This window comes from Pseudomonas sp. EggHat1 (genome assembly GCF_014892995.1).
GTDB lineage: Bacteria > Pseudomonadota > Gammaproteobacteria > Pseudomonadales > Pseudomonadaceae > Aquipseudomonas > Aquipseudomonas chaetocerotis.
In genome coordinates this window covers 417,339-430,354 of sequence record NZ_JACKQK010000002.1, presented here as the reverse complement: position 1 = coordinate 430,354, position 13,016 = coordinate 417,339, and the positions used below count along the sequence as shown (strand labels likewise).

The following is a 13,016-nucleotide window of genomic DNA, read 5'->3' as shown; positions in this document are numbered from 1 at the left end:
GCTCAGGCCAGCACAGGCAGTGATTCGGCCAGCTCGCGCCAGTCGTCACGCTCGGCCATGCCCGGCTTGCGCGCACCGAACAGCTGGATCACCAGCTCGCCGTCGGTGTCGAAGGCCTCCAGGCTGGTGATCACGCCGTCGATGCTGGGTTTGCGCACGCGCCACAACTCGACCACGCCGCGCGTCTGCAGGTGCAGGTTGAAGTCGGGATCGAGCACGTTGAACCAGCTGTCCATCCAGCGCAGGTTATGCACCGGACCAGTGTGAATCTGGATGCAGTGGCGGTTGCCGACGAACACCATGATCGGCACTTCACGGGCAGCCGCCTGCTCCATCAGTACCGTCAACTCGGAGGTCGCCAACTGCTGCGCCCATTTCTCACCAGCCAGGCGCAGCGCCTGGGTACGGGCCACCTCATGCTTCTTCAAAAGGGCGAAGAAATGGTGGGTATCCTGCAGCGTCGCCCAGCCCTCACGCAGCGCCTGACTGTCGATATCGGTGTCGACCTTGCGCAGCGGCGCAGCAGGCGGCGGCAGCAACTGCAATTCGGCGCTCTGCTCGCCAGCGAAGCGCTCGATCAGCGGCTGCCAGGCGCTCAGCTCACTGCGTTCGGTCAGGTAGACCTTGTGCACGGCAACGCCCTGCTGGTCGAACACCTGGACGCTGCGCTGGGTGCCCTTGGCGGTTTCCTCAGCGATGGCGAACACACTGGCCCAGCCCCCCAGGAAAAGACGCAGGTCAATATCGGCAGACACCACCAGGCCCATTTGCCCGGATGCGGAAACACTCACCTCGCGATACAGCCCCTTGCGTTCATGGACGCAGTGCTCGTTGCGAGTCAGCACCATCACATGCCCTAGCTGAGCAAAAGCCGGCAGCAATTCGGTCCAGTCCGGACGCAGCCGCTGCGTGTCGACACCCAGACGGCTTGCGGTCAGCTCGGCCTCGCTAACGCCCAGTTGCGCTGCCGCCTCGCGGGCACGCAGGCGTGGGTGTTCCAGGCGTAACGTTTGCCAAGCCTGGTAAAGATTGACCGCCTGAGCGGCAGCAGTTGGAGCAGTACTCATGGGGACAGTCCTTTCTCGCGGGCGATTGCCAATCTCTTTACCGGCACCGACATCGGTGCCGGAAAAAGCAGAGCGATAATCTACATGATAATCACTTATAAAAAGTGATTATCTGCCGCTCCGATCATTGCACCGCAGCCGATGCTGGAGCTCAGCCCAGCTGGCAAATGCACCTTACCCTGACGAACCTGCTGAACGATTTGCTGCAGATACTGCTGGCGACGAGTCGTGACTGAGCATGGATGCGCGCTCTTTCCTGTTGCGAGATGAGATAATCCCTTCCTCTTGCGGCGCTACGCGCCATCTTTTCACTTAGTAGAGAAGGTCATCAGAGGTCGCCACCATGCGACTTCCACGCTAACGGGAAATCGCGATGATTCGCTTGTGTGCCCCACACGAACTGACCGAAGGTCAGAGTCGGGGCTTTGAGATCGACCAGCTGAATCTGCTTGCCGTGCGCAGGGACGGCAAGGTGTATGCCTACCTCAACCGTTGCCCGCATCGTGGCATTGCCCTGGAATGGCAGAAGGACGATTTTCTCGATGACAGCGGCAGCCTGATCCGCTGCGCGACCCATGGCGCACTGTTTCTGATCGAGAACGGTGAATGCGTGGCAGGTCCCTGCGAGGGGCAGGCACTGCAGGTGCTTATGTGCAGGGAAGATGCAAACGGGATCTGGATCGCGCCGTAGGGTGCGCCATGTGTTCAGCCGGGCTATATGGATGATGTCGCAATTGTTGCGGACAGGATGTAGCAAAGAGCCGGTGCGCGCGGCGCGCCCTACCCCAGTACCTCCAGCCGGCGAACCAGGGCGATCCCTTCGGGGCTAAGCTCGGCGCCGTAAGCCAGCACCTCAACACCCGCAGCCTTGGCCTCACGCAGACCGTCGGCGTAGGTCGGGTCGATTTCCTCGGCGGCCCGCACGGCACGGATATCAGAGAGGTTCACACAATACAGTTGCACGGTCCGCACACCGGCACGCGCCAGCGCAGCCAGCTCGCGCAGATGCTTGGCGCCGCGCTGCGTGACCGCATCGGGAAAGGCCGCCACGTCGCTGCCATCGAAACCCAGCGTCACGCTCTTGACCTCGACATAGACCGGCCCATCCGGGTAATCCAGACGGAAGTCGGCGCGACTGTTCTCCACCCCGTAAGGCACCTCGCGCTTGAGCGCAGTAAAGCCGGCCAGCTCGACGACCAGTCCGGCACGCAGCGCCTCTTCCACCAGCGCATTGGCTCGCGCTGTGTTGATGCAAGCCAGTCGCCCCTGCGGCGTTTCGCTGATCTCCCAACTGCCCGGTAACTTGCGCTTGGGATCACTGCTGCGGCTGAACCACACCCGGCACCCTTCGCTCATGCAATTGAGCATCGAGCCGGTGTTGGCGCAGTGGATGGTCATCTGCTCGCCGCTGGCGGTCTCTATATCGGCGAGAAAGCGCTTGTAGCGACGCAGCAGGCGCCCTTCTTCCAGCGGCGGGTCAAAGCGCATCGGGCTTCCAGCTCTTCAGGCCGCGGGCGATACGCTCGACCGCCTGCTGCAGGCGCTCGACGTTCTGCGTATAGGCGAAGCGTACATGGTGCCCGGCCTGGTAGCGGCCGAAATCCAGGCCCGGCGTGAAGGCCACATGCTCGGTTTCGATGAAGTGACGGCAGAAGGCGAAGGCATCGCCGCCGAAGGCGCTGATGTCTGCATATAGATAGAAGGCACCTTCCGGTTCCACGGCGATGCCGAAGCCCAGCTCGCGCAACGCCGGCAGCAGGTAGTCGCGGCGGCGCTGGAATTCGTGACGACGCTCTTCAAGGATCGCCAGCGTGGCAGGTTCGAAGCAGGCCAGCGCGGCATGCTGGGCCATGCTCGGCGCGCTGATGTAGAGGTTCTGCGCGAGTTTTTCCAGCTCCGGCACGGCCACCTCGGGCGCGACCAGCCAACCCAGGCGCCAGCCAGTCATACCGAAATATTTGGAGAAACTGTTGAGCACGAAGGCGTCGTCATCCACCTCCAACACGCTCGGCGCGTCGCAGCCGTAGGTCAGGCCATGGTAGATCTCGTCTACCACCAAGTGACCGCCGCGCTGCTTGAGACAGGTCGACAGGGCTGCCAGCTCGTCCCTGTGCAGCAAGGTGCCAGTCGGGTTGGCCGGCGACGCAACCAGCGCACCGACGCTGCCCGAGTCCCAATGCCGCTCCACCAGTTGCGGGGTGAGCTGGTAACGCACGTCCGGGCCGACTGGCACCAGCTGCGCTGCCCCCTCGACCAGTCGCAGAAAGTGGCGATTGCACGGGTAGCCGGGGTCGGCCAGCAACCAGTGCTTGCCAGGATCGACCAGCAGGCTGGCGGCCAGCAGCAACGCACCAGAGCCGCCGGGCGTCACCAGAATGCGCTGCGGGTCGACATTCAACCGGTAACGTTCGGCGTAGAAGCCGGCGATGGCTTCGCGTAGCTGCGGCAGGCCGCGAGCAGCGGTGTAACGGGTATGCCCGGCAGCCAGCGCGGCCTGGCCAGCACGGATGATCGGCTCGGCGGTGGTGAAGTCCGGCTCGCCGATCTCCAGGTGGATCACATCGTGACCCGCCGCCTGCAATTCGTTGGCGCGCGCCAGCAAGGCCATCACATGGAAGGGTTCGATGGCGCGACTGCGCGCACTGTAGAGCTGAGCCATGGGTCTGTCTTCAGAGTTGCGAGGCGCGGATTCTAGCAGGGCAGCTTCAGCCCGCGGCAAGGGCGTCAAAGCGCCGCTACGCTTACTGGCCAGTCCCATACAGATTTCGTTCACACCCCGGACAGGGCAGAGACAACCGGGAGTAGCGCGCCCCGATTCGATCTGGTAAGTTCGCCGGCTTGCAGTCGCAGGGCCGGACAAACGCCTGGCAATGGAATAACCTGCGCGATGGATTAGAAAGAGTGAGAGGCGTCATCCATGCCCACAAAAGAAAAAGCCAAAAGCACCAGCCAGCTGATTCGTGGTTTCGAGCCCTATCAAGAGAAGAAGGGCGAGGAATACATGAGCGAGCCGATGCGCGCTCACTTCACCAGCATCCTCAATAAGTGGAAGCTGGAGCTGATGCAGGAAGTCGACCGTACCGTGCACCACATGCAGGACGAAGCGGCCAACTTCCCGGATCCGGCCGACCGCGCCAGCCAGGAAGAAGAATTCAGCCTGGAACTGCGCGCCCGTGACCGCGAGCGCAAGCTGATCAAGAAGATCGACGAGACGCTGCAGCTGATCGAAGACAACGATTACGGCTGGTGCGACTCCTGTGGCGTCGAAATCGGCATCCGCCGCCTCGAAGCCCGCCCGACTGCGACTCTGTGCATCGACTGCAAGACGCTGGCGGAAATCAAGGAAAAGCAGATCGGTTCCTGATCTGATGACGGGGCGCTTAGGCGCCCCGCTCTGTTTCTGGCCTTGGCTCCATGAACTCTGCCTATATCGGGCGCTTCGCCCCCACGCCCAGCGGCTACCTGCACTTCGGTTCACTGGTCGCCGCCCTCGCCTCCTACCTCGATGCCCGCGCCGTCGGCGGCCGCTGGCTGCTACGCATGGAGGATCTCGATCCGCCACGGGAAATACCGGGAGCGCAGGACGCCATCCTGCGCACGCTGGAGACCTACGGTTTCGAGTGGGACGGCGAACTGGTGCGCCAGAGCGAGCGGCATAACGAATACGCAGCAGTAATCGCCCGCCTGTTCAGTCAGGGCCTGGCCTATGCCTGCACCTGCTCGCGCAAGCAACTGGAAGGCTACGCCGGCGTGTATCCGGGGTTATGCCGTAACGCCTGCCACCCTGATAATGACGCTGCCATTCGCCTGCGCGTACCTGAGCTGGACTACCACTTCATCGACCGCGTGCAGGGCGAATTTCGCCAGCACCTGGGCCGCGAAGTCGGCGACTTCGTGATTCGCCGGCGCGATGGTCTGTTCGCCTATCAGCTCGCGGTGGTACTGGACGATGCCTGGCAGGGTGTTACCGACGTGGTGCGCGGCGCCGACCTGCTCGACTCGACCCCGCGCCAGCTCTATCTGCAGGAATTACTCGGACTGCGACAGCCGCGTTACCTGCACGTGCCGCTGATCATCCAGCCGGACGGGCACAAACTGGGCAAGAGTTATCGCTCCCCGCCCTTGCCGGCCGACCAGGCCAGCCCCGTGCTGCTGCGCGCCCTGCGGGCGCTGGGCCAGCAGCCACCCACCGAGCTGCAAGGCGCCAGCCCCGGCGAACTGCTGGCCTGGGGCATCGCCAACTGGGACGCCACTCGCATTCCACGCAGCCGTACCCTGGCCGAAGCGCAATTGAAGTAGCCGTAGCCCGGATGCAATCCGGGAACGATGGTGCAGGCATCCCCGGATTGCATCCGGGCTACGCGCTGTAAGGCCTCGGTGCGCGCGGCGCACCCTACGGGGATCATCACAAGACGATTCGAGAGAGGCAGCGCGACGTGCCGTAGGGTGCGCCATGCGCACCGCGCGATATGGATGATGCCGCGATTCATTCAGGCACGGCGTCGCGAAGAGTCTGTATGCGCGGCGCACCCTACATCCTCCGACTTCAAGTTTGTGGCTTGGAACGCGCGGCTTCCTTTACCATCGCGACATCTTTCGACGAGATGTCACATGTATATCTACCGACTGGTTCTGATCCTGGTAGTGGGGATCTACCTGTTCTCCCCGGCCATCATGGACTGGTGGATCGACCCTAATGGCGCCTGGTACCGGCCTTATCTGCTGTGGCTGATCCTGATCGTCGTCACCTTCATTCTTCAGAGCCAACGCGATGCTGACGAGCTTTAGCCTGAGCGAGCTGATCCTGATCAGCGCCGGCTATCTGCTGGTGCTGTTCGGCGTCGCCTGGGTCAGTGAACACGGTCTTATCCCCCGCTGGATCATCCGCCACCCGCTGACCTATACCCTGTCGCTGGGCGTCTACGCCAGCGCCTGGGCCTTCTACGGCACGGTGGGCCTGGCCTACCAGTACGGCTACGGCTTCCTCGCCAGTTACCTCGGCGTCTCCGGGGCCTTCCTGCTCGCGCCGGTGCTGCTCTACCCGATCCTGCGCATCACACGCACCTACCAGCTTTCATCGCTGGCCGACCTGTTCGCCTTCCGCTTTCGCAGCACCTGGGCCGGCGCACTCACCACGCTATTCATGCTGATCGGTGTGTTGCCGTTGCTGGCCCTGCAGATCCAGGCGGTGGCCGACTCCATCGGCATCCTCAGCCGCGAGCCGCTACAGGAAAAAGTCGCGCTGAGCTACTGCGGCCTGATCATCCTGTTCACCATCCTGTTCGGCGCGCGTCATATCGCCACGCGTGAGAAACACGAGGGCCTGGTGTTCGCCATCGCCTTCGAATCGCTGGTCAAGCTGGTCGCTCTGGGCGTGATCGGCTGGTACGCGCTGTACCAGGTGTTCGGTGGCCCACGTGAACTGGAATTGTGGCTGGTACAGAACCAGGCGGCGTTAGCCACGCTGCACACGCCGCTGCAAGAGGGCCCGTGGCGCACCCTGCTGCTGGTGTTCTTCGCCTCGGCCATCGTCATGCCGCACATGTACCACATGACCTTCACCGAGAACCTCAATCCGCGCGCCATGGTCAGCGCCAGCTGGGGCCTGCCGCTGTTCCTGCTGCTGATGAGTCTGGCCGTGCCGCTGATCCTCTGGGCCGGCCTCAAGCTCGGGGCGACCACCAACCCCGAATACTTCACCCTGGGCCTGGGCATCGCGGTCAACAGCGAGACCCTGGCATTGCTCGCCTATGTCGGCGGACTATCGGCCTCCAGCGGCCTGATCATCGTTTCGACCCTGGCGCTGTCGGGCATGGCCCTCAACCACCTGGTACTGCCGCTCTACCAGCCACCGGCCGAGGGCAACATCTACCGCTGGCTGAAGTGGACACGCCGCACGCTGATCGCCTGCATCATCATGGCCGGCTACGGCTTCTACCTGCTGCTGGGGGCGCAGCAGGACCTGGCCAATCTGGGCATCGTCGCCTTCGTCGCCACTCTGCAGTTCCTTCCCGGCGTGCTCTCGGTACTGTATTGGCAAACGGCCAATCGCCGCGGCTTCATCGCCGGTTTGCTGGCCGGCATCAGCGTCTGGGCACTGACCATGCTGCTGCCGCTGCTGGGCAACCTGGAAGGCTTCTACCTGCCGCTGTTCAACGTCATCTATGTACTCGACGATGCCAGCTGGCACCTCGCCGCCATTGCCTCGCTCGCCGCCAACGTACTGGTATTCACCCTGGTGTCGCTGTTCACCGAAGCCAGCCCCGAGGAAAAGAGCGCCGCCGAAGCCTGCGCAGTGGACAACGTGCGCCGCCCGCAACGGCGCGAGCTGGTCGCCGTGTCGCCGCAGGACTTTGCCGCGCAACTGGCCAAGCCACTCGGCGCCAAGACCGCGCAACGCGAAGTCGAGCAGGCCCTGCGCGATCTGCATCTGCCCTTCGACGAAAGCCGCCCCTATGCCCTGCGCCGCCTGCGCGACCGCATCGAGGCCAACCTGTCCGGCCTGATGGGGCCGAGCGTGGCACAGGACATCGTGGAAACCTTCCTGCCCTACAAATCCGGCAGCGAGGGCTATGTCACCGAGGATATCCATTTCATCGAAAGCCGCCTGGAAGACTACCAGTCGCGCCTCACCGGCCTCGCCGCCGAGCTCGACGCGCTACGCCGGTACCACCGCCAGACACTGCAGGAGCTGCCAATGGGCGTGTGCTCGCTGGCCAAGGACCAGGAGATCCTGATGTGGAACCGGGCCATGGAAGAGCTCACCGACATTCCCGCGCAACGTATCGTCGGCTCGCGCCTGAGCACCCTGAGCGAACCCTGGCAGAGCCTGCTGCAGGACTTCATCGAACGCCCGGACCAGCATCTGCATAAACAGCATCTGGCGCTCGATGGCCAGATTCGCTGGCTCAACCTGCACAAGGCAGCCATCAACGAACCGCTGGCGCCCGGTAACAGCGGCCTGGTGCTGCTGGTCGAGGACCAGACCGAAACCCAGATGCTCGAAGACAAACTGGTGCACTCCGAGCGCCTGGCCAGCATCGGCCGCCTCGCCGCTGGCGTGGCCCACGAGATCGGCAACCCCATCACAGGTATCGCCTGCCTGGCGCAAAATATGCGCGAAGAGCGCGAGACCGACGCCGAACTGACCGAAATCAGCGGGCAGATCCTCGAACAGACCAAACGTGTGTCGCGCATCGTCCAGTCGCTGATGAGCTTCGCCCACTCCGGCAGCCACCAACGCAGCGACGAGCCGGTGTGCCTGGCCGACGTGGCGCAGGACGCCATCGGCCTGCTGTCGTTGAACAAGCGCAACTTCGACATCCAGTTCTACAACCTCTGCGATCCGCAGCACTGGGCCTGTGGCGATCCGCAGCGCCTGGCTCAGGTACTGATCAACCTGCTGTCCAACGCCCGCGACGCCTCGCCTCCGGGCGGCGCCATCCGCGTGCGCAGCGAAGCCAGCGAACATACCGTCGACCTGATCGTCGAGGATGAAGGCAGCGGTATTCCCAAAGCGATCATCGACCGCCTGTTCGAACCCTTCTTCACCACCAAGGACCCCGGCGAGGGGACCGGCCTGGGCCTCGCGCTGGTCTATTCGATCGTGGAAGAGCATTATGGACAGATAACAATCGACAGCCCGGCTGACCCCGAGCGCCAATTGGGCACTCGAATTCGGGTCACCCTGCCAAGGCATGTCGAGGCGACGTCCGTAGCGATGTAAACAGCGAGAGAGGCTGCCAATGGCACCTCCGTGACCGTCGAGAGACCGAATTGATGCCACATATTCTTATCGTCGAAGACGAAACCATTATCCGCTCTGCCTTGCGCCGCCTGCTCGAACGCAATCAATACCAGGTCAGCGAAGCTGGCTCGGTACAGGAAGCCCAGGAACGCTACAGCATTCCCACCTTCGACCTGATCGTCAGCGACCTGCGCCTGCCCGGCGCACCGGGCACCGAACTGATCAAACTGGCCGAAGGCACCCCAGTGCTGATCATGACCAGCTACGCCAGCCTGCGCTCGGCGGTGGACTCGATGAAGATGGGCGCAGTCGATTACATCGCCAAGCCCTTCGACCACGACGAAATGCTACAGGCCGTCGCCCGCATCCTGCGCGACCGCCAGGAAGCCAAAAGCGCACCGGCACCTACTGCCGCCAGCAACGCGCGCAGCGGCAATGCCGAAAAGGTGGTGGACAACGCCAATGGCGAGATCGGCATCATCGGTTCCTGCGCGGCCATGCAGGAGCTCTATAGCAAGATTCGCAAGGTAGCCCCCACCGACTCCAATGTGCTGGTGCAGGGTGAGTCCGGCACGGGCAAGGAGCTGGTTGCGCGCGCCCTGCACAACCTTTCCAAGCGCGCCAAGGCCCCGCTGATTTCGGTGAACTGCGCCGCCATTCCGGAAACCCTGATCGAGTCCGAGCTGTTCGGCCACGAGAAAGGCGCCTTCACCGGCGCCAGTGCCGGACGCGCCGGCCTGGTCGAGGCGGCCGATGGCGGTACGCTGTTCCTCGACGAGATTGGCGAGTTGCCGCTGGAAGCCCAGGCGCGCCTGCTGCGCGTACTGCAGGAAGGCGAAAYTCGTCGGGTCGGGTCGGTGCAGTCGCAGAAAGTGGATGTGCGCCTGATCGCCGCCACCCACCGCGACCTGAAGACACTGGCCAAGACCGGCCAGTTCCGTGAAGACCTTTATTACCGTCTGCACGTCATCGCGCTCAAGCTGCCAGCATTGCGTGAACGAGGCAGCGACGTGATCGAAATCGCCCAGGCCTTCCTGGTGCGCCAGTACACACGCATGGGCCGCGAGCCGTTGCGTTTCGCTCATGACGCCGAGCAGGCGATCCGCCACTATCCCTGGCCGGGTAACGTGCGTGAACTGGAGAACGCCATCGAGCGTGCGGTGATTCTCTGCGAGGGTGCGGAAATTTCCGCGGACCTGCTGGGCATCGACATCGAGCTGGACGATCTGGATGACGAGGACTTCGGCCTGCCGGCGGCAGGCGGACAGAGCAGTGGCAATAGCCACGAACCTACCGAGGATCTGTCACTGGAGGACTACTTCCAGCACTTCGTCCTCGAGCATCAGGACCACATGACCGAGACCGAGCTGGCCCGCAAGTTGGGCATCAGTCGCAAATGCCTGTGGGAACGGCGTCAACGCCTGGGCATTCCGCGACGCAAATCCGGTGTGACCAGCGGCCCTTGACGCCACGGCCTCGGTGACAACCTGCCCGCGCACGGGTTCCACAAGTTGTTACCGTTTCAATATCTCGTAACAAAGGCCGGGTCTATCGGTAACGAAAGCCCGGCCTTTTTCTCCCCCACCGAACACCCATGATTGCCGCAAACCCTTGATTTACAAGGATTCGCAAAAACTGGCACGGCATCTGCTTTATCTCTGGCACAACAACAATAACAAGCAATGCCCTACACAATAAGAACAAGACGTAACGACTCCAGAACAACAAAAACAACAAGGTACGGAGGCGCAGCTAACTGATTCTTTTGGAGAGGAGTTGCCGCGAGGGGTTCGCCCCAGCGACCAGACTGAGAACAATAAAACTGCCTCAAGGCAGCGCCGGAACTGGTTGATTAAGGCAGCATCAGCGTCCAAAGAAATCCGTTTGCTATTGGCTCCCCTCTCTAGGGAGCACCCGGTAAGCCACGGCAAGCCGGGAAGGGCCGAACAACAAAAACAACAGGCCCTCAATAACAATAAAAACATAGCACGCACCAACTTGGGGGGGAGCTTCGGCTCCCCCAGTAGCTTCCGGTCCTCGAATCCCCGCCTGCCGCCCTTCTACACACCTTCTCCCTACACGATGCTAGAATCCGCTGCAAACATGCGGTCATCGTTTCGCATGCAGTTGAAAAACCTTGCCGAAGCAAACTGCTTTTAACGCCGTGATGCTCACGCAATTTGATTTTCAAGCGCATGCGCAGCAGGCCGACCACTACTCCAAACAGTGCATCCCATGCTGAAAAAGCTGTTCAAATCTTTCCACTCACCTCTGCGCCGTGCCCCACGTCCACGCAGCACTCCCGAAGTGCTGAGCAGTAGCCAACACCCGCTCAAGCGCAACGAGATCAGCCGTCACGCCATCAGCGTGGTCGAGCGCCTGCAGAAGGCCGGCTACCAGGCCTATCTGGTCGGCGGCTGTGTACGCGACCTGCTGCTGGATATTGACCCCAAGGATTTCGACGTGGCCACCAGTGCCACGCCCGAACAGGTCCGCGCCGAATTCCGTAACGCACGGGTGATCGGCCGCCGCTTCAAGCTGGTACACGTTCATTTTGGTCGCGAGATCATCGAAGTGGCCACCTTCCGCGCCAATCACCCTCAGGGTGATGAGGAAGAGAACAGCAATCTGGCGTCACGCCACGAGAGCGGCCGCATCCTGCGTGACAACGTCTATGGCACGCTGGAAGACGATGCCCAGCGCCGCGACTTCACCATCAATGCGCTGTACTACGATCCGACCCAGGAACATATCCTCGACTACGCCCGCGGCATGCACGATGTGCGCAACCATCTGGTGCGGCTGATCGGTGACCCGGAACAGCGTTACCTGGAAGACCCGGTGCGCATGCTGCGTGCGGTGCGTTTCGCCGCCAAGCTCGACTTCGAGATCGAGAAGCACAGCGCCGCGCCGATTCGCCGTCTGGCGCCAATGTTGCGCGACATTCCCTCAGCGCGTCTGTTCGACGAAGTGCTCAAGCTGTTCCTCGCAGGTTACGCCGAGTACACCTTCGACCTGCTGCTCGAGCACGATCTGTTTGCCCAGCTCTTCCCGGCCAGCGGCGCGGCGCTCAAGCAGAATCCGCAGTACACCGAGAAGCTGATTCGCCAGGCGCTGATCAACACCGACGACCGCATCCATGATGGCAAATCGGTCACGCCAGCCTTTCTCTTCGCCGCACTACTGTGGCCTGCGCTGCCGGCCCGCGTGCTGCAACTGCAGAACAAGGGCATGCCGCCGATTCCGGCGATGCAGGAAGCCGCCCATGAACTGATCGCCGAGCAGTGCCAGCGCATCGCCGTACCCAAGCGCTTCACCATCCCGATTCGCGAGATCTGGGACATGCAGGAGCGCCTGCCGCGCCGCAGCGGTAAACGCGCCGACCTGCTGCTGGAAAATCCGCGTTTCCGCGCCGGCTACGACTTCCTCCTGCTGCGCGAACTGGCCGGGGAAGACACCGGCGGCCTGGGCGAATGGTGGACGGACTATCAGGACGCCAACGACAGCGAGCGTCGGCAAATGATTCGCGACCTGGCCGGCAAAGGCGAAAGCACCGGCAATGCGCCGCGCAAACGTCGCCGCAGCAGCAACAATCGCCGTAAGCGCAGCGACGAAAGCGGCGGCGAATGATGGAGCGGGTTTACATCGGCCTTGGCAGCAACCTGGCCGAACCGCTGCAACAGCTGCGCGCGGCCTTGCATGCCATCGCGCAGTTGCCGCACAGCCAGTTGCAGGCTCATTCGTCGTTCTACATCAGCGATCCACTTGGCCCGGCGGACCAACCGCGTTACGTCAACGCCGTGGCGGCGCTGGATACCGAGCTGCAGCCCTGGCAGTTGCTCGATGCACTGCAACGCATCGAGCAGGAGCAGGGCCGCGTGCGCAAGGCCGAGCGCTGGGGGCCGCGCACACTGGACCTGGACATCCTGCTATTCGGTGAGCGCCTGATCGACGATGAGCGTCTGACCGTGCCGCACTACCACATGCAGGCGCGCCCCTTCGTGCTCTATCCGCTGGCCGAACTGGCCGCTGAGCTGCAACTGCCGGATGGCCGCAGCCTCGATGCGATGCTGCAAGACTGCCCATTTACCGGCCTGGAACGCCTGGCCGAGTAGCCCAGCCGGCCTCTGTGGCAGGGGCCTCAGCCGCGACCCGACAAGCTCGCCGAAGAAGCGCATCCCACAGGGCGGCCTCTTGCGCCC

Annotated in this window: 11 protein-coding genes; 8 read left to right on the top strand and 3 right to left on the bottom strand. The window is 62.8% G+C overall.

Annotation, left to right across the window (positions count from 1 at the left end):
- Positions 1-2 precede the first annotated feature (2 nt).
- The gene (locus INS93_RS06220; RefSeq protein WP_192980694.1) at positions 3-1,067 is read right to left on the bottom strand and encodes a hemin-degrading factor; all 1,065 of its coding nucleotides are present in this window, start codon (positions 1,065-1,067) and stop codon (positions 3-5) included.
- Positions 1,068-1,440: 373 nt separating this feature from the next.
- On the opposite strand from INS93_RS06220, the gene INS93_RS06215 reads away from it, so the two are divergent.
- On the top strand, positions 1,441-1,758 hold the full coding sequence (locus tag INS93_RS06215) for a Rieske (2Fe-2S) protein (protein ID WP_192980693.1): 318 nt from the start codon (positions 1,441-1,443) through the stop codon (positions 1,756-1,758).
- Positions 1,759-1,847: 89 nt separating this feature from the next.
- Here the strand turns inward: INS93_RS06215 and sfsA are convergent, their stop codons facing one another.
- Both sfsA and INS93_RS06205 read right to left on the bottom strand, forming a co-directional pair.
- Positions 1,848-2,555, bottom strand: coding sequence for a DNA/RNA nuclease SfsA (gene sfsA / locus INS93_RS06210; protein ID WP_192980692.1), 708 nt, complete (start codon positions 2,553-2,555; stop codon positions 1,848-1,850).
- Positions 2,545-3,726, bottom strand: a complete 1,182-nt coding sequence (locus INS93_RS06205) for a pyridoxal phosphate-dependent aminotransferase (RefSeq protein WP_192980691.1) — start codon at positions 3,724-3,726, stop codon at positions 2,545-2,547. The genes sfsA and INS93_RS06205 overlap by 11 nt, the downstream gene beginning before the upstream one ends.
- Before the next feature lie 258 nt (positions 3,727-3,984).
- On the opposite strand from INS93_RS06205, the gene dksA reads away from it, so the two are divergent.
- The 7 genes from dksA (at position 3,985) to folK (ending at position 12,929) form a co-directional block, all read left to right on the top strand.
- A complete protein-coding gene (gene dksA, locus INS93_RS06200) occupies positions 3,985-4,431 on the top strand; it encodes an RNA polymerase-binding protein DksA (protein WP_017675309.1) in 447 nt (148 codons plus the stop codon).
- A 50-nt stretch (positions 4,432-4,481) separates the two neighbouring features.
- A complete protein-coding gene (gene gluQRS / locus INS93_RS06195; RefSeq protein WP_192980690.1) occupies positions 4,482-5,366 on the top strand; it encodes a tRNA glutamyl-Q(34) synthetase GluQRS in 885 nt (294 codons plus the stop codon).
- Between the two features lie 312 nt (positions 5,367-5,678).
- On the top strand, positions 5,679-5,855 hold the full coding sequence (locus tag INS93_RS06190) for a hypothetical protein (protein WP_003244646.1): 177 nt from the start codon (positions 5,679-5,681) through the stop codon (positions 5,853-5,855).
- Positions 5,839-8,793 (top strand): sensor histidine kinase, encoded by a 2,955-nt coding sequence (locus tag INS93_RS06185; protein WP_192980689.1) that lies wholly within the window; start codon positions 5,839-5,841, stop codon positions 8,791-8,793. The genes INS93_RS06190 and INS93_RS06185 overlap by 17 nt, the downstream gene beginning before the upstream one ends.
- A gap of 53 nt (positions 8,794-8,846) precedes the next feature.
- Complete coding sequence (locus INS93_RS06180) at positions 8,847-10,280, top strand: sigma-54-dependent transcriptional regulator (protein WP_192980688.1); 1,434 nt, start codon at positions 8,847-8,849, stop codon at positions 10,278-10,280.
- Positions 10,281-11,049: 769 nt separating this feature from the next.
- Positions 11,050-12,444 carry a polynucleotide adenylyltransferase PcnB gene (locus tag INS93_RS06175; RefSeq protein WP_192980687.1) on the top strand — a complete coding sequence of 465 codons (1,395 nt, stop codon included), beginning with the start codon at positions 11,050-11,052 and terminating at the stop codon, positions 12,442-12,444.
- Entirely contained in the window at positions 12,441-12,929 is a 489-nt protein-coding gene (folK, locus tag INS93_RS06170; RefSeq protein WP_192980686.1) for a 2-amino-4-hydroxy-6-hydroxymethyldihydropteridine diphosphokinase, read from the top strand. The genes INS93_RS06175 and folK overlap by 4 nt, the downstream gene beginning before the upstream one ends.
- The last annotated feature ends 87 nt before the right edge of the window (positions 12,930-13,016 follow it).